This is a genomic window from Pseudomonas marginalis, assembly GCF_008692035.1.
Lineage (GTDB): Bacteria > Pseudomonadota > Gammaproteobacteria > Pseudomonadales > Pseudomonadaceae > Aquipseudomonas > Aquipseudomonas marginalis.
Genome location: NZ_VTFG01000002.1, coordinates 1,013,356 through 1,036,203, shown reverse-complemented (window position 1 = coordinate 1,036,203; position 22,848 = coordinate 1,013,356). Strand labels below are relative to the sequence as shown.

Annotated in this window: 22 protein-coding genes; 5 read left to right on the top strand and 17 right to left on the bottom strand. The window is 60.6% G+C overall.

Annotated features, from left to right (window positions below; translation table 11 throughout):
- Window positions 1-59 precede the first annotated feature (59 nt).
- From FX984_RS24990 to FX984_RS24940, 11 genes are all read right to left on the bottom strand, one after another.
- Window positions 60-398 carry a GlpM family protein gene (locus tag FX984_RS24990; RefSeq protein ID WP_146475874.1) on the bottom strand — a complete coding sequence of 113 codons (339 nt, stop codon included), beginning with the start codon at window positions 396-398 and terminating at the stop codon, window positions 60-62.
- Complete coding sequence (gene aauR / locus FX984_RS24985; protein ID WP_065926532.1) at window positions 398-1,735, bottom strand: two-component response regulator AauR; 1,338 nt, start codon at window positions 1,733-1,735, stop codon at window positions 398-400. The genes FX984_RS24990 and aauR overlap by 1 nt, the downstream gene beginning before the upstream one ends.
- Complete coding sequence (gene aauS, locus FX984_RS24980) at window positions 1,732-3,633, bottom strand: two-component sensor histidine kinase AauS (RefSeq protein WP_146475872.1); 1,902 nt, start codon at window positions 3,631-3,633, stop codon at window positions 1,732-1,734. Before aauS ends, aauR begins: the two co-directional genes overlap by 4 nt.
- A gap of 66 nt (window positions 3,634-3,699) precedes the next feature.
- Window positions 3,700-4,434, bottom strand: coding sequence for an amino acid ABC transporter ATP-binding protein (locus FX984_RS24975; RefSeq protein ID WP_027604602.1), 735 nt, complete (start codon window positions 4,432-4,434; stop codon window positions 3,700-3,702).
- The gene (locus tag FX984_RS24970; RefSeq protein ID WP_027604601.1) at window positions 4,431-5,102 is read right to left on the bottom strand and encodes an amino acid ABC transporter permease; all 672 of its coding nucleotides are present in this window, start codon (window positions 5,100-5,102) and stop codon (window positions 4,431-4,433) included. Before FX984_RS24970 ends, FX984_RS24975 begins: the two co-directional genes overlap by 4 nt.
- Window positions 5,102-5,848 carry an amino acid ABC transporter permease gene (locus FX984_RS24965; RefSeq protein WP_024073702.1) on the bottom strand — a complete coding sequence of 249 codons (747 nt, stop codon included), beginning with the start codon at window positions 5,846-5,848 and terminating at the stop codon, window positions 5,102-5,104. Before FX984_RS24965 ends, FX984_RS24970 begins: the two co-directional genes overlap by 1 nt.
- Before the next feature lie 194 nt (window positions 5,849-6,042).
- Window positions 6,043-6,969, bottom strand: coding sequence for a glutamate/aspartate ABC transporter substrate-binding protein (locus tag FX984_RS24960; protein ID WP_027604600.1), 927 nt, complete (start codon window positions 6,967-6,969; stop codon window positions 6,043-6,045).
- Window positions 6,970-7,281: 312 nt separating this feature from the next.
- Window positions 7,282-8,820: a glycerol-3-phosphate dehydrogenase gene (gene glpD / locus FX984_RS24955; protein ID WP_027604599.1), complete on the bottom strand. Its 1,539-nt coding sequence runs from the start codon at window positions 8,818-8,820 to the stop codon at window positions 7,282-7,284.
- Between the two features lie 222 nt (window positions 8,821-9,042).
- A complete protein-coding gene (locus tag FX984_RS24950; RefSeq protein WP_027604598.1) occupies window positions 9,043-9,798 on the bottom strand; it encodes a DeoR/GlpR family transcriptional regulator in 756 nt (251 codons plus the stop codon).
- A gap of 95 nt (window positions 9,799-9,893) precedes the next feature.
- Window positions 9,894-11,399 carry a glycerol kinase GlpK gene (glpK, locus tag FX984_RS24945; protein WP_027604597.1) on the bottom strand — a complete coding sequence of 502 codons (1,506 nt, stop codon included), beginning with the start codon at window positions 11,397-11,399 and terminating at the stop codon, window positions 9,894-9,896.
- Window positions 11,400-11,475: 76 nt separating this feature from the next.
- Window positions 11,476-12,330: an MIP/aquaporin family protein gene (locus FX984_RS24940; RefSeq protein WP_027604596.1), complete on the bottom strand. Its 855-nt coding sequence runs from the start codon at window positions 12,328-12,330 to the stop codon at window positions 11,476-11,478.
- A gap of 326 nt (window positions 12,331-12,656) precedes the next feature.
- Between FX984_RS24940 and ybaK the strand changes: the two genes are divergently transcribed.
- Window positions 12,657-13,127 carry a Cys-tRNA(Pro) deacylase gene (gene ybaK / locus FX984_RS24935; protein ID WP_027604595.1) on the top strand — a complete coding sequence of 157 codons (471 nt, stop codon included), beginning with the start codon at window positions 12,657-12,659 and terminating at the stop codon, window positions 13,125-13,127.
- 63 nt (window positions 13,128-13,190) lie between these two features.
- On the opposite strand, the gene FX984_RS24930 is transcribed toward ybaK, so the two are convergent.
- Together FX984_RS24930 and argF are read right to left on the bottom strand one after the other, a co-directional pair.
- Window positions 13,191-14,300, bottom strand: coding sequence for an ABC transporter ATP-binding protein (locus FX984_RS24930; protein ID WP_065926527.1), 1,110 nt, complete (start codon window positions 14,298-14,300; stop codon window positions 13,191-13,193).
- Window positions 14,297-15,217 carry an ornithine carbamoyltransferase gene (argF, locus tag FX984_RS24925; RefSeq protein ID WP_027604593.1) on the bottom strand — a complete coding sequence of 307 codons (921 nt, stop codon included), beginning with the start codon at window positions 15,215-15,217 and terminating at the stop codon, window positions 14,297-14,299. Before argF ends, FX984_RS24930 begins: the two co-directional genes overlap by 4 nt.
- A 431-nt stretch (window positions 15,218-15,648) precedes the next feature.
- On the opposite strand from argF, the gene FX984_RS24915 reads away from it, so the two are divergent.
- Window positions 15,649-17,757 (top strand): molybdopterin oxidoreductase family protein, encoded by a 2,109-nt coding sequence (locus tag FX984_RS24915; RefSeq protein WP_146475870.1) that lies wholly within the window; start codon window positions 15,649-15,651, stop codon window positions 17,755-17,757.
- Window positions 17,758-17,843: 86 nt separating this feature from the next.
- Complete coding sequence (gene grxD, locus FX984_RS24910; RefSeq protein WP_027604591.1) at window positions 17,844-18,182, top strand: Grx4 family monothiol glutaredoxin; 339 nt, start codon at window positions 17,844-17,846, stop codon at window positions 18,180-18,182.
- A gap of 71 nt (window positions 18,183-18,253) precedes the next feature.
- Here grxD and bfr read toward each other — a convergent pair whose 3' ends face one another.
- Window positions 18,254-18,724 carry a bacterioferritin gene (bfr, locus tag FX984_RS24905; RefSeq protein WP_012722487.1) on the bottom strand — a complete coding sequence of 157 codons (471 nt, stop codon included), beginning with the start codon at window positions 18,722-18,724 and terminating at the stop codon, window positions 18,254-18,256.
- Window positions 18,725-18,925: 201 nt separating this feature from the next.
- Window positions 18,926-19,144 (bottom strand): bacterioferritin-associated ferredoxin, encoded by a 219-nt coding sequence (locus tag FX984_RS24900; protein WP_074844072.1) that lies wholly within the window; start codon window positions 19,142-19,144, stop codon window positions 18,926-18,928.
- 244 nt (window positions 19,145-19,388) lie between these two features.
- Between FX984_RS24900 and FX984_RS24895 the strand changes: the two genes are divergently transcribed.
- Complete coding sequence (locus FX984_RS24895; RefSeq protein ID WP_003172097.1) at window positions 19,389-19,991, top strand: peroxiredoxin; 603 nt, start codon at window positions 19,389-19,391, stop codon at window positions 19,989-19,991.
- A gap of 65 nt (window positions 19,992-20,056) precedes the next feature.
- On the opposite strand, the gene rnt is transcribed toward FX984_RS24895, so the two are convergent.
- Window positions 20,057-20,731 carry a ribonuclease T gene (gene rnt / locus FX984_RS24890; RefSeq protein ID WP_027604590.1) on the bottom strand — a complete coding sequence of 225 codons (675 nt, stop codon included), beginning with the start codon at window positions 20,729-20,731 and terminating at the stop codon, window positions 20,057-20,059.
- The gene (gene pyrC / locus FX984_RS24885) at window positions 20,728-21,774 is read right to left on the bottom strand and encodes a dihydroorotase (protein WP_027604589.1); all 1,047 of its coding nucleotides are present in this window, start codon (window positions 21,772-21,774) and stop codon (window positions 20,728-20,730) included. The genes rnt and pyrC overlap by 4 nt, the downstream gene beginning before the upstream one ends.
- Before the next feature lie 156 nt (window positions 21,775-21,930).
- Between pyrC and FX984_RS24880 the strand changes: the two genes are divergently transcribed.
- On the top strand, window positions 21,931-22,839 hold the full coding sequence (locus tag FX984_RS24880) for a flagellar protein MotY (RefSeq protein ID WP_092356347.1): 909 nt from the start codon (window positions 21,931-21,933) through the stop codon (window positions 22,837-22,839).
- The last annotated feature ends 9 nt before the right edge of the window (window positions 22,840-22,848 follow it).

Below are 22,848 nucleotides of genomic sequence, written 5' to 3'. Positions count from 1 at the left end.
AGGTGACTGATACACCGCTATCGGGGGCAAGCCCCCTCCCACATTTGGATTGAGTGGTGTCAGGCGTGGACGCGTACCCACACGCTCACCAACACCGTCGCGGCCATCAGCCACGCTACCGCCGCGACGGCTAAAGAGGCCTCCAGCCGCATGCGGTCCACCATCACATACAACGTCGCCAAATACCAAAAGTAGGGAATGATCGACCACATCCCGAACAGGATGGTGGTCTTCAAATCGTCCAGCGAGCGGCCCTTGCCGACGATGTAATGGGCGATCAACGCAAAGGTCGGAAACAGCGGCACCAGCCCGGCGATGTAGTAGTTCCTGGTCTTGGCCAGTGCCGCCAGGATCAGCACCACCGCCGCGCCCAGGGCGGCTTTCAAAAAAACATCCATCAGTGGCTCAACCCGTATTTCTTGACCTTGTCGAACAGGGTGGTCTTGGCCATGCCCAGTTCCTGGCTGGCCTGGGTCAGGTTGCCGCCGCTGCGTTGCAGGGCGTCGCTGAGCAGGTTGCGTTCAAAGGCTTCCACCGCTTCGGTGAACGCCAGGCCTTGGCTGCCGCTGCTGGCCCCGCTTTTCTTGAAGGCGGGCAGGCCGAGGGCGAAGCGTTCGGCGACGTTGCGCAGTTCGCGTACGTTACCGGGCCAGTCGTGGCTCATCAGGCTGGAGAGGGTCTGGTTGTCCAGTTCCGGCGCGGTGCGGTCAAAACGCAGCGACGACTGCTGCAGGAAGTGTTCGAACAGCTGCAGGATGTCTTCGCGGCGTTCGCGCAGGGGCGGCAGTTCCAGGGTCACCACGTTGAGGCGGTAGTACAGGTCGCTGCGGAACTGGCTGGCGCGGCTCAGTTCGTCGAGGTCGGACTTGGTGGCGGCGATCACCCGGCAATCCACGGCCACGCTCTGGTTCGAGCCCAGGCGTTCCAGGGTGCGCTCCTGCAGCACCCGCAGCAATTTGATCTGCAGGTTGATCGGCATGCTTTCCACTTCATCGAGGAACAGCGTGCCTTCATGGGCGTGTTCGATCTTGCCGATACGGCGCTTGCCTGCGCCGGTAAAGGCGTTGGCTTCGTGGCCGAAAATCTCGCTTTCGAACAGGTTCTCCGGCAGGCCGCCGCAGTTGAGGGCGACGAACTGGTGGGCGTGCCGGCGGCTGAAATCATGCAGGCAACGCGCGACCAGTTCCTTGCCGGTGCCGGTCTCGCCTTCGATCAGCACGTTGGCCGAGGTATCGGCGACGTTGGCGATCAGCTCGCGCAGGTTCTGCATGGCCGGCGAGCGACCGATGATGCGGCCTTCCAGCGAATCCCGCTCAGCCAACTGGCGGCGCAGCGACCAGACTTCCCGCGCCAGCCCGCGTTGTTCCAGGGCGCGGCGGGCGACGTCGACCAGGCGCTCGGGGGAGAAGGGTTTCTCCATGAAGTCGTAGGCGCCATTGCGCATGGCGCCGACCGCCATGGAGATGTCGCCATGCCCGGTGATCAGCACCACCGGCAGGCTTTTATCCAGGGCCTTGAGACGGGTGAGCAGTTCCAGGCCGTCGATGCCCGGCAGGCGGATGTCGCTGATCACGATGCCGGCGAAGTTCTCGCCGATGCGTTTCAACGCTTCTTCGGCACTGCCCACGCCCACGCTGGGGATGTCTTCCAGCGCCAGGGCCTGTTGGCAGCCGAGCAGCACATGGGGGTCGTCTTCGACAATCAGCACGGTGAGGTCTTGAGGATCAATATTCATGTCGACTCAGCTTGTTGAGCGCCCACCAGCGGCAGGCTCAGGACAAAGGCAGTGCCACCGCCGGCCGGGTGCTCCACGGCGAGGGTGCCGCCGGTGGCTGCCGCGAGGCTGGCGGAGAGGGTCAGGCCCAGGCCCAGGCCTTGCTCGCCGGGTTTGGTGGTGAAGAAGGGTTCGAACAGATGCTTGCGCGCCTCGGCGTCGATGCCGTGGCCGTTGTCGCGCACCAGCAGGCGGTATTTGCCGTCGGCGATGCTGCCTTCCAGGCACAACTCGGGAGCCGGTTGTGCCTGCATGGCGTCGAGGGCGTTGCCGATCAGGTTGACCAGGATCTGTTCCAGGCGCGTCTGGTCGATCTGCAATTGGGCCGGGGCAAAGTTGCGGTGCAGGCTCAGCGGCAGGCTGTCCAGGCGTGGGCCGAGGACCTGGAACGCGGCGTCCACGGCCTTGGCCAGGCTGGCTTCGCCCTGGTCATCGCCGCGTCGGGCAAAGGAGCGCAGGCTGGCGGTGATGCGGCCCATGCGGTCGATCAGCTCGTTGATGGTCTTGAGGTTGGCGCTGGCGGTGTCCAGCGCGCCGCGTTCGAGGAAGCGCACGGTGTTGCCGGACAAGGTGCGCAGCGCGGCCAACGGCTGGTTCAGTTCATGGGCGATGCTGGTGGACATCTGGCCGATGGCCGCCAGCTTGCCGGCCTGTACCAGTTCATCCTGGGCGCGGCGCAGGGTTTCCTCGGCCTGGCGCCGTTCGCGGATCTGGCCCTTGAGCCGCTCGTTGCTGGCGCGCAGGTCGGCGGTGCGTTCGGCGATCCGCCGTTCCAGCTGGCTGTTGGCTTCCTGCAAGGCTTCCCGCGCAGCGAGGCGGGTGGCGATGACTTTGCGCCGCTCGTTCCAGGCAATCAGCAAAAACGCGACGAGGCCAAACGCGACTGCCACCAGGATGCCCTGGTTGATCGCCGCGCGGCGCAGGTCGTTGAGCGGGGTGAGCAGGGTGAAATTCCACGGTGTGTCGTTGAGTGGACGGGTTTGCGCCAGGTAGCTGACTTCGTGCTCGTCGTTGACCACTTCAGTGTTGGCCGGGAAGGTCAGCTTCTCGCTGCGTTCATTCAAGCGCTCACGGGCCAGGGGTTCCAGTTCGTTGAGCGTGGCCCAGTAATATTGCAGGCTGTGGGCCAGGCGATCCTTGGTCTCGTCGCTCAGCGGTCGCACCGCCTTGAGGCGTCGAGCCGGGTCGCTGGAGAGAATGATGATGCCGTTCTCGTCGCTCACAAAGGCTTCGAGGCGCGCGCGTTGCCAGCGCTCTTCCAGGGCTTCGAGGCGCACTTTTACCACCGCCACGCCGATGATCTTGCCGTGTTCTTCCAGGCCATGGGCCAGGTAGTAGCCGGGTTCGCCGTTGGTGCTGCCGATGCCGTAGAAACGCCCGGGCTGGCCGCGCACGGCATTCTGGAAATAGGCGCGAAAGGACAGGTCTTCACCCTGGTAACTGTCGGCATCGCGCCAGTTACTGGTGGCCAGCACACGGCCGGTGGTGTCCATCACGTAGATGGCCCGACTGCGACTGCGTCGGTTCAGGCCTTCGAGGTAGTCGTTGACCGTTTTGCGGGTTTCCTGGTTCGGCTCGGCCAGCAGCTTGGAGACGCTCGATTCCAGCTCCAGCAGGCTGGGCAGGTAGGTGTATTTGCTGATTTCACTCTCGACGGTGCGGGCATGCAGCTCCAGCTGGCGTTCGCCGTTGTCGCTGAGGGTGCGGATGCCGTAGTACTCACTGATCCAGAAGCCGATATAACCCAGGCCGATCATCAGGGCGATGATCAACGGCGGCAGGAACAGTTGGCGAATCAGACGAGGTTTCACGGCAAGTGATGGCGGTGCGGCGCGATAGAGGTTGGGGTCGCATTTCATCACAGATGCCTTGGGTCAACCAGTTGTGGCGAAGGGGGTGGCCCCTTCACCACAACTGGGTGGTACTTAGTGCTGCAGGATTTTCTCAAGGAAGTGCTGCGCGCGCTCGGAGCGGGCGCTGATGTCGCCGAAGAACTCTTCCTTCGGGCAGTCTTCGATGATCTTGCCGGCGTCCATGAAGATCACGCGGTCGGCCACTTTGCGGGCAAAGCCCATTTCGTGGGTGACGCACATCATGGTCATGCCTTCCTGGGCCAGTTGCACCATCACGTCCAGTACTTCGTTGACCATTTCCGGGTCGAGGGCCGAGGTCGGTTCGTCGAACAGCATGACGATCGGGTCCATGGCCAGGGCGCGGGCGATCGCCACACGTTGCTGCTGGCCACCGGAAAGCTGGCCCGGGTGCTTGTGGGCGTGCGCCGACAGGCCGACGCGCTCAAGCAGTTGCAGGCCTTTCTTGGTGGCTTCTTCCTTGCTGCGGCCGAGCACCTTGATCTGTGCGATGGTCAGGTTTTCGGTGATGGTCAGGTGCGGGAACAGCTCGAAGTGCTGGAACACCATGCCCACGCGCGAACGCAGTTTCGGCAGGTTGGTCTTCGGGTCGGCGATGGAGGTGCCGTCGACGATTATGTCGCCTTTCTGGAACGGTTCCAGCGCGTTGACGCACTTGATCAGGGTGGACTTGCCCGAGCCCGATGGCCCGCACACCACGATCACTTCGCCTTTTTTAACCTCGGTGCTGCAATCGGTCAGCACCTGGAAGTCGCCATACCACTTGTTGATGTTCTTGATCGAGATCATACGGCAAACCTTTTTTGCAGACGCTTGACCAGCAGCGAGGCGGAAAAGCTGATGATGAAGTAGACGACACCGGCGAAGATCAGGAACTCATTGGAGCGCCCGATGATGTCGCCGTTGGAACGGGCGGAGTTGAGGAAGTCCACCAGGCCCACGGTGTAGACCAGCGAGGTGTCCTGGAACAGGATGATCGACTGTTGCAGCAGCAACGGGGTCATCTTGCGGAACGCCTGGGGCAGGATGATCAGGCGCATGGTCTGGCCATAGGTCATGCCCATTGCCTGTGCCGCCGCCATCTGGCCCTTGGGGATCGACTGCACGCCGGCCCGCACGATCTCGCAGAAGTACGCGGCCTCGAACATCATGAACGCCACGACGCAGGAGGTGAACGCGCCGATCGGGGTGTCTTCGCCGGTGATCCAACGCAACACGAACGGCACCGCCAGGTAGAACCAGGTGATCACCAGCAGCAGCGGGATCGAGCGGAAGTAGTTCACATAGGCGCCGGCCACCCGGGACAGCAGTTTGCTGGACGACAGGCGCATCAGTGCCAGGATCGTACCCAGCGCGATACCGCCGATCACGCCCATGACCATCAGCTTCAAGGTCATGACCATGCCGTTCCACAGGCCCGGGATGGCGGGGATGATGCCGCTGAAATCGAGTTCCATTATTTACCCCCCACGGAGATCAGGCCGGGCACTGCGACTTTCTTCTCGACCACGCGCATCAGCAGCATCAGGCTCATGTTCAGGGTGAAGTAGATCAGCGTGGCCAGGGTGAAGGCTTCAAACAGGTTGGCCGAGAACTCGGCGGTCTGTTTGGTTTGCGCCAGCAGTTCCATCAGGCCGATCAAGGACGCCACGGAGGAGTTCTTGAAGACGTTGAGGAATTCCGAGGTAAGCGGCGGAATGATGATCCGGTAGGCCTGGGGCAGCAGCACGTTCCAGTAGATCTGCGGCAACTTGAAGCCCATGGCACGTGCAGCGGCCTCTTGGCCACGTGGCAGCGCCTGGATACCGGTACGCACTTGCTCGCACACACGGGCAGCGGTGAACAGGCCCAGGCACACGACAACGCTCAGGTAGGCCGAGGTGGTCGGGTTAAGGTCCTGCTTGTACCAGTCCTGCAGGTTCTGCGGCAGCAGGTCGGGTATCAGGAAGTACCAGATGAACAGCTGCACCAGCAGCGGCACGTTACGAAACAGCTCCACGTAGCAGGTCGCGATGCCTGATACGAGGCGGTTTGGCACGGTGCGCATGACCCCCAGAATGGAGCCCAGCAGCAAGGCGATAATCCATGCCACGACAGCGATGGCGATGGTCCAGCCCAGGCCGGCGATGTACCAGTCGAGATAAGTCTCGCTGCCCACGCCGGTGGACTTGAAGAACACGCCCCAGTCCCAGTTGTAATTCATTAGGGTCTCCCCTCGAGATCGATCGATGTACAAGCACCCGCTTGGGGAAAGTCCATTCCCGCCTGGCGATGAACGCCAGGCACACGCGATCGGCTCGAAAACCGCCAGGTCGAGTGTTCCAAAGTATAGCCAGCAGGTAGTAACAGACGCCTGAGGGAGGGTTGGCTCCCTCAGGCGATAAGGTTAGTCAGGAATCAGATTTTTACTTCAGGCGCCGGCTTGTCGGTCGGGTTCTTGATCAGTTCCTTAACCTTGTCGCTCATTGGGAAGTTCAGGTTCAGGTTTTTTGGTGGGATCGGGCTTTCGAACCACTTGGCGTAGATCTTGTTGATTTCGCCGGACTTGTACAGGCCAACGATGGCGTCATCCACCGCTTTCTTGAAGGCAGGGTCTTCTTTGCGAACCATGCACGCGTAGGCTTCGAAGGACTGTGGAGTACCGGTGATGACCCAGTCATCCGGCTTCTTGGCCTTGGCTTCTTCACCGGCCAGCAGGGCGTCGTCCATCATGAAGGCTACGGCACGGCCGCTTTCCAGCATCTGGAAGGACTCGCCATGGTCTTTGGCGGAGATGACGTTCATGCCCATCTGCTTGTCAGCGTTCATCGCCTTGATGATGCGCTCGGACGTGGTGCCGGCGGTGGTCACGACGTTCTTGCCCTTCAGGTCGGCGAAGTCGGCGTAGCTAGGCTTGCCTTCCTTGTCTTTCTTGACCAGCAGGCGAGTGCCGATTTCGAAGATGTTGGTGGTGAAGGCGACTTGCTGGGCGCGTTCGGCGTTGTTGGTGGTGGAACCGCACTCGATGTCGACGGTGCCGTTCTGAACCAGCGGAATACGGGTCTGCGAGGTGACCAGGTTGTACTTGGCCTGCAGATCGGGTTTGTTCAGGTCTTTTTTCAGGGCTTCGACGATGGCCAGCTGAATGTCGTGGGAGTAGCCCACAGGTTTGCCCGAACCATCCGCAATGTAGGAAAACGGAATGGAGCTGTCGCGGTGCCCGAGGGTGATGGTGCCGGAGTCGTTGATTTTCTTCAGTGTGCCGGTGAGTTCGGCGGCAAAAACTGGAGTGCTGATCAGAGCAGCAGCGATAGCTGCGCCCAGGATATGGGGAACGATGCGCATCAATACTTCCTCGACATTTGTTTTTTTTATGAAGCCGGCTAGACGGCTCTCTTGTACAGCGAATGCCCGTGACGGCTCCTGAAGCGTCCCAGGCAATCGTCTAGGAGTGTAGAGCATGAGTCGTGCCAGACCGGAAATAAAAGCTTAACAAGTTGATTTACATGAGGATTAATTTTGTATGACGACAAATATGTAACCGTTTGATCCGGTAAACCGAATAGGCTTGCCTGTGGCGTTCGGAAAACCGAATGTCAGGCGCTATAAAAAAGCCCCTGGGCCTTACGGCGCAGGGGCTTTTGTACGACGGGCCTGTCAGGCCGCTTCGATCTTGCTGCGGGTCTGCTCAACCTTGGACAGGTAGCGTTGCACGTTGTCCTGTTCCTGTGGGGTGGTGAACAGGCCGAGTTTGGTCCGGCGCCACAGCACGTCCTGGGGCTGGGTTACCCATTCCTCGGCACACAGGTAGTCGACCTCGCGGGTGTAGAGGCCGCCGCCCAAATGTTCACCCAGGTCAGCCAGCGACTGCACGCCTTCGAGCAGGCGCCAGGTGCGGCTGCCATAGGTGGTGGACCAGCGGCGCGCGATTTCGCTCGGCAACCAGTCGAACTTGCTGCCAATGGCCTCGGCCAGGGCTTCTGGGGTGGTCATGTCCTCGCCGCCGGGCAGGCTGGCGGTGGCGGTCCAGCTGGGACGCATCTGCGTGAAGTACGGGGCCAGTTGCGCCATAGCCGATTCGGCGAGCTTGCGGTAGGTGGTCAGCTTGCCGCCGAACACCGACAGGATCGGCGCCTCGCCCGTACCACCGGACAGCGACAGGGTGTAGTCACGGGTGATGGCCGACGGGTTGTCCGACTCGTCGTTGCACAGTGGGCGCACACCCGAGTAGGTGTGGACGATGTCGTCGCGGCTCAGCTGTTTCTTGAAGTGCGCGTTGACCACCTTGAGCATGTAGTCGGTTTCACCTTCGGTGATCGCCACTTTCGCCGGGTCGCCGGTGTATTCGCGGTCGGTGGTGCCGATGATGGTCAGGTGGTTCAGGTACGGAATGGTGAAGACGATGCGCTGGTCTTCGTTCTGCAGGATGTGCGCGTGGGCGCCTTCATACAGTTTCGGCACGATCAGGTGGCTGCCCTGGATCAGGCGGATACCGTAGGGCGAGTCCAGCTTCAGGTCGTCCTTGATGAACTTGGCGACCCACGGGCCGGCGGCGTTCACCAGGGCGCGGGCACGGATCGAGAACAGGCTGCCATCGGCGCGTTCCATGTTCATGTCCCACATGCCATTGCTGCGATGGGCACTGATGCAGCGGGTCTGGGTATGGATATGCGCACCTTTTTCACGGGCGGCCATGGCGTTGAGGACGACCAGACGGGCGTCGTCGACCCAGCAGTCGGAGTATTCGAAGCCTTTGGTGATTTCGCTTTTCAGCGGGCTGTCAGGGCCGAACTTGAGGCTCTTGGAGCCGGCGAGTTTCTCGCGCTTGCCCAGGTGGTCATAGAGGAACAGGCCGGCACGGATCATCCACGCCGGGCGCAGGTGGGGGCGGTGTGGCAGCACGAAGCGCATCTGCTTGACGATGTGCGGGGCCTTGGCCAGCAGCACTTCACGTTCGGCCAGGGCTTCGCGTACCAGGCGGAATTCGTAATGTTCGAGGTAGCGCAGGCCGCCGTGGATCAGCTTGCTGCTGGCGGAGGAGGTGTGGCTGGCCAGGTCGTCCTTTTCGCAAAGGAATACCGACAAACCGCGACCGGCTGCGTCTGCTGCAATGCCGACGCCGTTGATCCCGCCACCGATTACGGCAACGTCATAGACTTCGGCAAGCGGTGGAGCAGGCAAGGTAGAAGGGTTCATCGACTGGCCTCGGGAGCTTTTTCGTATTGGAATTCGAACATTAATGTTCATTTGCGAAAATGGTAGCTGATAAACGTGGGCACAGCCAGCCGACTTCGATTGAAAAAACTCATCGAAGGGCGGGAAAAGGAAAATTTGTGAACATAAGCCTGGGCAGGCTCGAGAAAAAGGCGCTGGATAAATCGCCATCGGGGCTTGCCCCCGATGGCTTCAGTGCAGACGCTATACGACTTCCAGGCGAACCTTATGCTGGTTCAACAACTGCACCAGGGCCGGCACCGGCTCCTGATCCGTCACCAGGCAGTCCACCAGGCTGATCGGCCCCAGTCGAATCATGGCATTGCGCCCGAATTTGCTGGAGTCCGCCGCCAGGATCACCTGGCGTGCATTGGCGATGATCGCCTGGGAAACCCGGACTTCCTGGTAGTCGAAGTCCAGCAGGCTGCCGTCCTCGTCGATGCCGCTGATACCCACCAGCGCGAAGTCGACCTTGAACTGGTTGATGAAGTCGACACTGGCCTGGCCCACCACGCCGCCGTCACGGCGCACATTACCGCCGGTCAGCAACACATCGAAGTCGTCCTTTGCGCTGAGCATGGTGGCGACGTTGAGGTTATTGGTGATGATTTTCAGGTGATTGTGATTGAGCAGCGCACGGGCAATGGACTCGGTAGTGGTACCGATATTGATGAACAACGAGGCGTGATCGGGAATTTGTGCCGCGATGGCTTCGCCGATGCGCTGTTTCTCGTCGCGCATCTGGTCGGCACGCATGGCGTAGGCGGTGTTCTCGACACTGGAGTCATAGGCCGCGCCGCCGTGGTAGCGGCGCAGCAGATTGGCGTCCGCCAGCTGGTTGATATCGCGGCGGATGGTTTGCGGGGTGACAACGAATAGCTGCGCCATTTCCTCGATACTGACGTAGCCGCGTTCGCGGACCAGTTCGAGGATTTGCTGCTGGCGGGGAGGCAGATTCATGGGGCGTCCTTTGGGCTGCCATACAAAAGTGGCCCATGATGACGCAGGAATCTGCTCCCTGCCAGTTACAACCCGATATGGGGCCGGCGCATGGCTTATTCGGCGCCTTCGTGGGGCTCCCAGTCACGGGTGCGGCTCACCGCTTTTTGCCAGCCAGCGTAGAGTTTTTCCTTGGCGGCTTCTTCCAGTTGCGGTTCGAATTCGCGCTCGATCACGGCCTTGCCGCGCAGCTCGTCCAGGCTGCCCCAGAAGCCGCAGGCCAGGCCTGCCAGGTAGGCGGCGCCGAGTGCAGTGGTTTCGCGCATTTGCGGGCGCTCGACCTGGGTGCCGAGGATGTCGGCCTGGAATTGCATCAGGAAGTTGTTGGCCACCGCACCGCCGTCCACACGCAGGGCCTTGAGGCGTTCGCCCGAGTCCTGTTGCATGGCGTCGAGTACGTCGCGGGTCTGGTAGGCAATCGACTCCAGGGCGGCACGAATAATGTGATCCACGCGTACGCCGCGGGTCAGGCCAAACAGTGCGCCACGGGCATACGGGTCCCAGTAGGGGGCACCCAGGCCGGTGAAGGCCGGGACCAGGTACACGCCGTTGCTGTCCTTGACCTTGCCGGCGAAGTATTCGGTGTCGGTGGCATCGGCGATGATTTTCAGCTCGTCACGCAGCCATTGCACGGTGGAGCCACCGTTGAACACCGCGCCTTCCAGCGCATAGGCCACTTCGCCACGGGGGCCGCAGGCGATGGTGGTGAGCATGCCGTGCTTGGACTTGACCGCTTTGTCGCCGGTATTCATCAGCAGGAAGCAGCCGGTGCCGTAGGTGTTCTTGGCCTGGCCGGCCTCCACGCACATCTGGCCGAACAGGGCCGCTTGCTGGTCACCGGCGATACCGCCGATGGCGATGCCGCTTTTGGTGCGGCCGTAGATCTCGGAGGAAGACTTCACTTCCGGCAGCATTTCCCGCGGAACGTCGAGGATCTCCAGCATCTTCGCATCCCACTCCAGGGTGTGGATGTTGAAGAGCATGGTGCGCGAGGCGTTGGTGTAGTCGGTAACGTGGGTCTTGCCGCCGGTAAATTTCCAGATCAGCCAGCTGTCGATGGTGCCGAACAGCAGCTCGCCGTTGCGCGCACGCTCGCGGCTGCCTTCGACGTTATCGAGGATCCACTTGAGCTTGGTGCCGGAGAAGTACGGGTCGGTGACCAGGCCGGTGGTGTCGTTAATGTATTGCTCGTGGCCGTCGCGCTTGAGCTGCTGGCAGATCTCGGTGCTGCGGCGGCATTGCCAGACAATGGCGTTGTAGATCGGGCGGCCGGTGATCTTGTCCCATACCACGGTGGTTTCACGCTGGTTGGTGATACCGATGGCGGCGACCTGGTCATGGTGCAGGCCGGCTTGTGCCAGGGCCTCGACCATCACCGCGCTCTGGGTGGCGAAGATTTCCATCGGGTCATGCTCGACCCAGCCGGCTTGCGGGTAGTGCTGGGTGAATTCACGTTGGGCGGTGCAGACCACGTTGGCGTCGCGATCGAAGATGATTGCCCGGGAACTGGTGGTGCCCTGATCAAGGGCAATGATGTAGTTCTTATTCTCGATATCGGTCATGTCTATTGCCTTGGACGAAATAAGGAAGTCAGAAATCAGCCGGGGCCGCGAAGGGCAGAGGACCAGGCTGGCGCTTTCAGGAAATACGAGTCTTGCCGTTGACAGCCGTGTCAGTTGTTTCCGCTATAGCAGGTGCGGCGCTCGGCAAGTGGCGAGCAATCAGCCCGCGATAGGCCGCAGCACCGAGGCATGCGCCGACAATCGGCGCGAAAATCGGAACCAGGAAGTAAGGAATATCGCGGCCGCCAGTAAAGGCCATTTCACCCCAGCCAGCGAAAAAGGTCATCAGCTTGGGCCCGAAATCCCGCGCCGGGTTCATCGCAAAGCCGGTCAGCGGGCCCATGGCACTGCCGATGACCGCAATCAGCAGGCCAATCAGCAGTGGTGCCAGCGGACCGCGCGGCAGGCCGTTGTTGTCATCGGTCAGGGCCATGATCACGCCCATCAGGATCGCGGTAATGACCATTTCCACCAGGAAGGCCTGCGCCGTGCTCAGCAGTGCATGGGGGTAGGTGGAGAACACCGAGGCCAATTCCAGGCTGGCCTGGGTGCCGCGTACCAGATGGTGGGTTTGTTCGTAATCGAAAAAGAGATTGCTATAAAGCGTGTACACCAGCGCCGCCGAGCAGAAGGCTCCGGCGATTTGGGCCAGGATGTAGAACGGCAGTTTGCGCTTGTCGAAGTCGGCAAAAATACACAGGGCGATACTGACCGCCGGATTGAGGTGAGCCCCGGAAATACCGGCGCTCAGGTAGATCGCCATGCTGACGCCGATCCCCCAGATGATGCTGATTTCCCACAACCCGAAGCTGGCACCCGCGACCTTGAGCGCAGCAACGCAGCCTGTACCGAAGAAGATCAGAAGCGCAGTCCCCAGGAACTCGGCCATGCATTGGCTCGAAAGTGAAGGCTGTTGAAGAGCAGTTGTCATGGAAAACCTCGATTGTTGTTCTTGTCTGGCGCACTGCCTCAACGGACGGTTGCGCGATTTTCACCGTGACGAGGATCCCCATCCAAGACACGGCTTACTGCTGGAACGCTGCAGGTGTATTCCTACAGTATTCGGAAACGAAAAAATATAGACAAGAATGACGGCTGTCAAAGGTCGAAAGTGAACTGTCGGTCACTTTCAAACTATTGGTTTGATGAATGATCACGCTCGCCACGTTAAGTATTGTGGACGGGGAGGGCGGACTAGAGCGTTTTATGCGGGCTTGGCCTAGAATTGGCCGTCAGTTTGCCACGCTCGGAGAGGTCATGACCCCCGCATTGGATTTGTTGAAAAAAGTTCGCGCCGAACATCGCATCCACAGTTATGAACACGACCCCAAGGCGGCCTCCTATGGCCTGGAGGCCGCAGAGAAATTGGGCCTCGACCCGGCGCAGGTGTTCAAGACCTTGTTGGCCAGCAGTGAAAAAGGCGAATTACTGGTGGCTGTGGTGCCGGTCGTCGGAAGTCTCGACCTCAAGGCCCTGGCTCATGCGGCGGGGGTTAAAAAAGTCGAAATGGCTGATCCGGCTGCGGCGCAGCGTTCCACCGGTTACCTGCTGGGAGGTATCAGCCCACTGGGGCAGAAGAAGCGGCTGCGCACATTTATCGATGTAACGGCGCAGCCGTTTGCGACAATTTTTGTGAGTGCGGGGAGAAGGGGACTGGAAGTGGAGTTGTCCGCCGCAGTGCTGGCGGAACATACCCAGGCCAAATTCGCAGAAATTGGCCGGGCGTAATCCCGGTATCCTGGATAACCAATGTGGGAGGAGGCTTGCCCCTCCCACACGTTGATCATTGACTCAGCCAGCCGGGCTGTAGCGTCGTACGCCGGATTCGGCGTGAGGAACCTGCGCCGCGACGCTGCCTGAGGCCTGGAACAGCACCAGATGCTCAGCGGCCACGCGAATGCCCACTTGCGCGCCCACCTGATGGTCGGCATGGCTGGGGAAAATCGACTCCAACTGCGCACCGGTCGGCAGTTGCAGGCGGTACAGGGTCGACGCGCCGAGGAAGGTCTTGCCGACGATCCGCGCTTTCAAGGCGCTGTCCGGCGCGTAGACGATGTCGTCCGGGCGCAGCAAGACGTCCACCGCCCCCCCCGTAGGCCAGGTGTAGGCGCGGTTTCCGCGCAGGTCGCCGAGTTCGGTGTGGACGGACTCGGGCGAACTCAACTGGCCACGAATGAAATAACCCTGGCCGATAAAGCTGGCGACGTAAGGCGTCAGGGGTTCGTGATAGAGGTTGTAGGGGGTATCCCACTGCTCCAGGCGGCCTTCCTTGAACACCCCGACGTGATCGCTCACGGCGAATGCCTCTTCCTGGTCATGGGTGACCAGGATCGCACTGGTGCCCCGTGCCTTGAGGATGTCGCGCACCTCGTGGCTGAGCTTGCGCCGCAGTTCGCCGTCGAGGTTGGAGAACGGTTCGTCCAGCAGCAACAGCTGCGGCTCCGGCGCCAGGGCGCGGGCGAGGGCGACGCGTTGTTGCTGGCCGCCCGACAGTTCGTGGGGGAAACGCTTGCCCAGGTTCTTGAGGTTGACCAGTTCCAGCAGTTCGGCGACCACACGGTCTTTTTGCGGGTGTTTGCGAATGCCGAAGGCGATGTTGTCGGCCACGCTGAGATGGGGGAACAGCGCGTAGTCCTGGAACACCATGCCGATGCGACGTTTCTCCGGCGCCAGGGTAAAACCGGCGCTGGAGATCACTTCGCCCGCGAGGCTGATTTCGCCTTCGTGCACCGGCTCAAAACCGGCAATCGCGCGCAAGGTCGTGGTTTTGCCACAGCCCGAAGAACCCAGCAGGCAACCGATATCGCCCGCGTTGAGGTGCAGATTGAGGTTCTGCACCACCCGTTGATCCTGGTAACCGCATGCCAGATTGCGCAAGTTCAGCAGTAATGGCTGGCTCATGCGTGGTGGTACGCCGGTTCGACGAGGAATTCGAGCAGGGCTTTTTGCGCGTGCAGGCGGTTCTCGGCCTGGTCCCAGGCCACGGAGCGTGGGTCATCGAGCAGGTCGAGGCTGATTTCCTCACCCCGGTGGGCGGGCAGGCAGTGCATGAACAGCACGTCCGGCGCGGCCATGTCGAGCAGGGCGCGGGTCACCTGGAAGGGCGCGAACAGGGCCAGGCGCTTGGCGGTTTCGTCTTCCTGGCCCATGGAGGTCCAGACGTCGGTGCTGACCAGGTGGGCGCCGATCGCTGCATCCTTTGGATCGCGCAGGATCTGCACACGGCCATCGGCCTTGGCCAGGAACTCGGCGGCCGGTTCGAAGCCTTCCGGACAGGCGATGCGCAGGTGGAAGTCGAACTGAATCGCCGCTTCTATATAGCTGTTGCACATGTTGTTGCCGTCACCGATCCAGGCCACGGTCTTGCCCTGGATCGAGCCACGGTGCTCAAGAAAGGTCTGCATGTCGGCCAGCAACTGGCATGGGTGCAGGTCATCGGACAGGCCGTTGATTACCGGCACGCGCGAGTTGGCGGCGAATTCGGTCAGGGTGCTGTGGGCAAAGGTACGGATCATCACCGCATCGAGCATGCGCGACATGACGATCGCGCAGTCGCTGATCGGCTCGCCACGGCCCAGTTGGGTGTCACGCGGCGACAGGAAGATGGCCTGGCCACCCAGCTGGATCATGCCGGCTTCGAACGACAGGCGAGTGCGGGTCGACGACTTCTCGAAAATCATCCCGAGCACGCGGTTTTTCAAAGGCTCGAACAGTACGCCGCGGTTACGCAGGTCTTTAAGCTCAATGCCTCGACGGATCACGCTGACCAGCTCTTCGGGCGTGCAATCCATCAGGGAGAGAAAGTGCCTTGCGCTCATCATTAACTACCTTTTTGCAACAGACCGCAGATACTCAAAGCCTTGTTTATTGTGACAACGGGCGAGACCTGCGGCGAAAGCCGCACGGGGCGACGAAATAGGGGAAGGCGCGATATTGACATTAAATGTCGCGTCTTACCAATAGGGCTACGTTTTTAGGGGTGTTCAAGAAGGGCGCGAGAGCGCTTTTGAAGACGATTTCCTGACAGCAGCGGGCCATTTGTACACTGACGCCATCACCTTTTGCAATGCGCGGGGGCGGGCCTGGATCAGGCTGCGTCGGTTTCAGAGGTTGATGACAGGTTCTGTAACATTTGCTCATGTTTGCGCATGGCCTGGCCTGATGGCTATCGATTCACAGGACGAACGATGCTGGCGCCTGTCATGGTCACGGCCCATAGTCAGGCCAAAGCCCAATAAAGAGACTGGCCATGACCAAGACTCTCCACCACCGTGCCTGCCACCTGTGTGAAGCCATCTGTGGCCTGACCCTGGAAACCACCCAGGCCGAAGACGGCAGCCTGGCGATCACCTCGATCAAGGGCGACACGCTGGACAGCTTCAGTCGCGGCCATATCTGCCCCAAGGCCGTGGCGTTGCAGGACATCCAGAATGATCCTGACCGCCTGCACCAGCCCATGTTGCGGGTGGGCAGCGAATGGCAGCCAATCCCGTGGGATGAGGCGTTTGCCTTGGTCGCCGAGCGGCTGGCGGGCATCCAGGCGCGGCATGGGCAGAATGCAGTGGCGGTGTATCAGGGTAACCCCAGCGTGCACAACTATGGGCTGATGACCCACAGCAACTACTTCCTCGGCCAGCTCAAGACGCGCAACCGGTTTTCTGCCACCTCCGTAGACCAGTTGCCCCATCACCTCACCAGCCACCTCATGTACGGCCATGGCCTGTTGCTGCCGATTCCGGACATCGACCACACCGACTTCATGCTGATCCTCGGCGGCAACCCGCTGGCCTCCAACGGCAGCATCATGACCGTGCCTGATGTGGAGAAGCGTCTCAAGGCTATCCAGGCCCGGGGCGGCAAGGTGGTAGTGGTCGATCCTCGGCGCAGTGAGACAGCGGCGATCGCTGATCAGCATCTGTTCGTGCGGCCTGGCGGGGATGCGGCGTTGCTGTTCGGGGTACTCAACACACTGTTCACCGAGAACCTGACGCGTGACAGTCATTTGCCGGTAGAGGGCCTTGAGGATGTGCGCCGTGCGATCCTCGGCTTTACCGCCGAAGCCATGAGCCGCCAGTGTGCCGTACCTGCCGGGCAGATTCGCCAGTTGGCACGGGATTTCGCTGCTGCGGATAAAGCGGTGTGCTACGGGCGCATGGGGGTGTCGACCCAGGCGTTCGGCACGCTGTGTCATTGGCTGGTGCAGTTGATCAACCTGGTCACGGGCAACCTCGACCGCGAGGGCGGCGCGTTATGCACCAGTCCGGCGGTGGATTTGGTCGCGTCCACCGGTGGCGGGCATTTCAATCGCTGGCAGAGCCGCGTGTCCGGGCGCCCGGAGTACGGCGGCGAGTTGCCAGTGTCTGCATTGGCCGAAGAAATGCTCACCGGCGGCGAAGGACAGATCCGCGCGCTGGTGACGGTGGCGGGCAACCCGGTGCTGTCGACCCCCAATGGCCGCCAGTTGGAGCAGGCCCTGGACGGCTTGGAGTTCATGGTCAGCATCGACCTCTATATCAACGAGACCACGCGTTATGCCGATCTGATCCTGCCGTCCACTTCGGCGCTGGAAAACGACCACTACGACACCACGTTCAACATGTTCGCCGTGCGCAATGTCACCCGTTTCAATCGCGCGATCCTGCCCAAGCCTGAGGGGGCGTTGCATGACTGGGAGATCTTCGTCGGCCTGGCCACGGCATTCGCTGCGCACACCGGTATGGCGCTCAAGCCCACCATGCCGCCTGCGCAAATGATCGACTTCGGCCTGCGCGCCGGCGCTTATGGTGATGCGTCGAGCCATCAGTTGTCGGTGGCGAAGCTGGCGGATCATCCCCATGGCATGGACCTGGGGCCGCTCAAGCCAAATCTCACAGCGCGCTTGAAAACCGTGGATGGGAAGGTGCAGGCGGCACCGGCAGTGATTCTGGCGGATCTGGCGCGCTTTGCGGCGCAGCCGATGCCTGTGGCTGACGAGTTGCTGCTGATCGGCCGTCGCCATGTGCGCAGTAATAATTCCTGGATGCATAACTATCACCGGCTGGTGAAGGGCAAGCCTCGGCACCAGTTGCATATGCATCCCGACGACGTGGCCAGTCGCCAGTTGGCAGACGGCCAGCGGGTGCGCGTCAGTTCACGTATCGGCATGATCGAGGTGGAGGTGGTCGCCAGCCTGGACATGATGCCCGGCGTGGTCAGCCTGCCCCATGGTTGGGGCCACGCCCGTCCTGGCGTCCAGATGACCATCGCCAGCGAGCAACCGGGGGCGAGCGCGAATGACTTGACCGACGAGCGGCAATTGGATGAGTTATCGGGCAATGCGGCATTGAATGGCGTACCGGTCCAAGTCGCTGCCGCATAAGGAGCCCGAGCACCGCGTTGGAATTTTGCGTTACAATGCGCCACCGTGCCGACCTGTGAGTCGCAAAGTTCCAGCCGAGGTGTTCCATGGATATCATCGAAACGATCAAAGAGCAGATTGCCAACAACACCATTCTGCTTTACATGAAGGGCGCACCTAACGCTCCTCAGTGCGGTTTCTCCGCGAAGGCTTCCCAGGCTGTTATGCAGTGTGGCGAGAAGTTCGCTTACGTGGATATCCTGCAAAACCCGGAAATCCGCGCCAACCTGCCGAAGTACGCCAACTGGCCTACCTTCCCGCAACTGTGGGTAGCCGGCGAGCTGGTCGGCGGTAGCGATATCATCACCGAAATGGCAGCTGATGGTTCGTTGCAGGCCTTGATCAAAGATGCAGCGGCAAACGCGGCGGCCAAGACCGACGCTTGATTCGCCTGCAATAAAAAGCCCCGCTTCTCGTGAGAGAGCGGGGCTTTTTTGTACCTGAGAGAGCGACGGGATTATTCGCCCATCTGCGATTGCAGGTAGTTTTCCAGGCTGACTTTGTCGATCAGGCCCAGTTGGGTTTCCAGCCAGTCGATATGTTCTTCCTGGTCTTCAAGGATGTCTTCCAGCAGCTCGCGGCTGCCGAAGTCGCCCTTGGTCTCGCAATGTGCGATGGCGGCCTTGAGGTCGCTGTGGCTCTTGCGTTCAAAGCCCAGGTCGCTGCTGATCATTTCCTGGGTGTGCTCGCCGATGTTCAGCTTGCCCAGGTCCTGTACGTTCGGCAGGCCTTCGAGGAACAGGATCCGCTTGATCAGCGCGTCGGCGTCCTTCATGGCCTTGATGGATTCTTTGTATTCACGCTTGCCAAGCTTTTCCAGGCCCCAATCGTCGTACATGCGCGCATGCAGGAAGTACTGATTGATCGCGACCAGTTCATTGGCAAGGATTTTGTTGAGTTGCTGGATGACTGAGATGTCGCCTTTCATGACTGGGGTCCTGCCCTGTAGTAGCTGTGTATAAGGCGGAGTTTGAGCGGCGAAAACCCTAGTGTCAAACCTAAGTTATTGAATAATAAATGAAAATTAATCGGAATAAGAATGTTTGTGTTCCGCGTCTTAGCGCTAACTAATTGAATTACAGGCATAAAAAAACCGGACACTCGGTCCGGTTCTTCAAAACACGCCTATTCAAGCGTGTGTAAATTCTGCTGAGTAGGGAACAGCGGCCTGGGCTGTTTGCAGCTGCGTCAGGGTTTCCCGTACCACTTGCTTGGCGAGGCAAGCACATTTACCACATTGACTGGCAACGCCGGTGGTTTCACGCACTTCCTTGTAGCTGCAGCAACCTTCATAGATTGCTTCGCGGATTTGTCCGTCGGTGACGCCGGTACACAGGCACACATACATAAGGGAGAACCGTCGCGGGTTTAAGGCTTAAGTGCGATGGATCTTAATGTTAACGAGAATGATTGTCAAAGTAGATTCGTAGGGTATTGGCCTGCACCGCCCTCACGCTGACGAACGGTTTTTTCAGTGTATGATGGTCGGTCTTCACGAAGCGTGACTGCGTCACAGGGCTGTCGCTTGAATGCGGCAGACTCAAGGCCGGTCCTTTTACTTCAATCGTCACCCTTACATCAGGAGATACCCAATGAGCGTACTCGTCGGCAAACAAGCCCCGGATTTCGACGTACCTGCCGTGCTCGGCAATGGCGAAATCGTTGACAGCTTCAAACTGTCTGAAGCCATCAAAGGCAAATACGGCCTGGTGTTCTTCTACCCGCTGGACTTCACCTTCGTCTGCCCTTCGGAGCTGATCGCTCTGGACCACCGCATGGACGATTTCAAGGCACGTAACGTTGAAGTGGTTGCCGTTTCCATCGACTCCCATTTCACCCACAACGCCTGGCGCAACACGGCCATCAACGATGGCGGCATCGGCAAAGTCAAATACACCATGGCTGCCGACATGAAGCACGACATCGCCAAGGCCTATGACGTTGAATCCGAAGGCGGCGTGGCTTTCCGTGGCGCGTTCCTGATCGATGACAAGGGCGTTGTGCGCTCCCAGATCATCAACGACCTGCCGCTGGGCCGTAACATGGAAGAGCTGATCCGTCTGGTCGACGCCCTGCAATTCCACGAAGAGCACGGCGAAGTCTGCCCTGCCAACTGGAAAAAAGGCGACAAAGGCATGAACGCTTCGCCAGAAGGCGTTGCGGCTTACCTGACCGAGAACGCTGGCAAGCTGTAAGCCGGATTCGCGGGACAAAAAAACCGGCCTGAGAAGGCCGGTTTTTTTGTGCGCGGGATTTGACCTCAGTCGCCGAAGTCTTCCCAGCCGCCCATCTGCTTCCAGCGGTTGACGATGCCGCAGAACAGTTCGGCGGTCTTCTCGGTGTCGTAGCGTGCCGAGTGGGCTTCGCGACCGTCGAAGTCGATGCCGGCCGCCTGGCAGGCCTTGGCTAATACCGTCTGGCCATAGGCCAGGCCAGCAAGGGTGGCGGTGTCGAAACTGGAGAACGGGTGGAACGGATTGCGCTTCATGTCCAGCCGCGTCACGGCGGCGTTGAGGAAGCCCAGGTCGAAGCTGCTGTTATGCCCGACCAGGATCGCGCGCTTGCAGCCATTGGCCTTCAAGGCCTTGCGTACGCCACGGAAGATATCGGTGAGTGCCGCCTCTTCGCTGACGGCCATGCGCAGAGGGTGATCGAGCTTGATCCCGGTGAACTCCAGGGCTGCCGCTTCGATATTGGCACCTTCAAACGGCTCGACGCGGAAGAAATGGGTGTGCTCCGGATACACAAAGCCCTGTTCGTCCATGCCGATAGTCGTTGCGGCGATTTCCAGCAGTGCATCGGTGGCGCAATTGAAGCCGCCGGTTTCTACGTCGACAACGACAGGCAGGTAGCCGCGGAAACGTTCGGCCATCGGATGGCGCGAACCACCACCGCCACCGTGTTCCTGGTCGTCATCGTAATGGTCTTCACTCACTTGCTTTCCTCCAGCAGGCGCCAGCGCAGTGTTTCACCGGCGCGCAGCGGGATAACGGTCAGCTCGCCAAATGGCAGGCTGGCGGGGGCGGTCCAGTCTTCACGGACCAGGGTGATACGGTCGGTATTCGCCGGCAGGCCGTAGAATCGCGGGCCATTGAGGCTGGCGAAACCTTCGAGTTTATCCAGGGCGTTGCGCTGTTCGAACGCTTCGGCATACAGCTCGATGGCGGCGAACGCGGTGTAGCAACCGGCACAACCGCATGCCGCTTCCTTGGCGTGCTGGGCGTGGGGCGCAGAGTCGGTGCCGAGGAAGAACTTCGGATTACCGCTGGTCGCGGCATCCAGCAAGGCAACCTGGTGGGTGTTGCGCTTGAGGATCGGCAGGCAATAGAAGTGCGGCCGAATCCCGCCCACCAGCATGTGGTTACGGTTGTACAGCAGGTGATGGGCGGTGATGGTTGCGCCGACGTTGGCCGAGGCCTCGGTGACGAACTGCACGGCATCGGCCGTGGTGATGTGCTCGAACACCACCTTGAGGGTCGGGAACAGCTCGACCACGCGGCGCATGTGCTCGTCGATGAAGATTTTCTCGCGATCGAACACGTCCACGTCGCCACGGGTGACTTCACCGTGGATCAGCAGCGGCATGCCGACTTCGGCCATGGCTTCGATGGCCGGCAGGATCTTGTCGATGCTGGTCACGCCGGAATCGGAGTTGGTGGTCGCGCCGGCCGGGTACAGCTTGGCGGCGTGCACGAAACCGCTGGCCTTGGCCTGGCGAATTTCTTCGGGCTGGGTACGGTCGGTGAGGTAGAGCACCATCAATGGTTCGAAGCGGCTGCCGGCCGGCCGTGCAGCGAGGATGCGCTGGCGATAGGCGTCGGCTTCGGCGGCGTTACGCACCGGTGGTACCAGGTTAGGCATGATGATGGCGCGGCCAAACGTACGCGCTACATCGGCCACGGTTTGGGGCAACGCAGCACCATCGCGAAGATGAATATGCCAGTCGTCGGGACGCAGCAGGGTCAGGCGGTCGGACATTGGGGATTCCAGGCGGGTCAATCTGGTGGGAATGCTACCGGAAAAGACTCTTGCAGGCACTCGCTATCAAGTTTTGCAGGATGCATCCGATAGCCTTTCGTATGCCTTATCGATGTATGACGCTTTGAAGTGTTGTAGAAACCAGTGGAGCCTCCCGTGCGCCAGCATTATCTAGCCCTGCTCAGTGTGTTCGCCAGCCTGCCTGCTATGGCCCTCACGTTCCAGACTCGTCTGGAGAACATTGAGTGGAAGGTGGAGGGGGACAAGTTCGAGTGCCGCCTGAGCCAACCGATCACCGACTTCGGTTCGGGTGAGTTCGTGCGCCGGGCCGGCGAGCAGGCGACGTTTCGTCTGAAAGCCTATAACGGGTCGCTGGGCGCAGGGTCGGCCACCTTGTTGGCCGCCGCAGCCCCCTGGCAGCCCGGTCGGGGTGACATCAATCTCGGCGCCGTACGTGCCGGCAGCGGTGATGTGCTGTTCAACAGCTCTCAGGCCCAGGCCGGGCGTCTCTTCAACGGTTTGCTCGATGGACGCTCGCCCACGGTGCGGCACTATGGACGTGAGGGTGGCTATTCGGAGATTCGCCTGCTGCCGGTGAAATTCAACAAGGCCTACAGCGATTATCAGCTGTGCACCGCCAAGCTGCTGCCGATGAATTACGATCAGGTCAAGCAGACCGAAGTGGGCTTCCCCGGTGGCGGCATCGAGCTGGACGCTGCGGCAAAGCAGAAGCTGGCGGTGATTCTCGAATTCATGAAGGCGGACCCAACCGTCAACCATATCGAATTGAACGGCCACTCGGACAACAGCGGCAATCGCCTGAGCAACCGTGACGTTTCACGCCGTCGCGCGCTGGCTGTGATGGACTACTTCAAGGCCAACGGTATCCCGGAGTCCCAGATCACCCTGCGGTTCCATGGCGAAAGCTACCCCTTGGCGCCCAACACCACTGCCGCCAACCGGGCCCGTAACCGCCGTGTGAATATTCAGCTCGAACGCGTGGCTGCCCCTGAGAAACCGGCCCCCCAGGCCACGGGGCCGAGCAACCCGGCACACACCTCCTGACGTGCGACC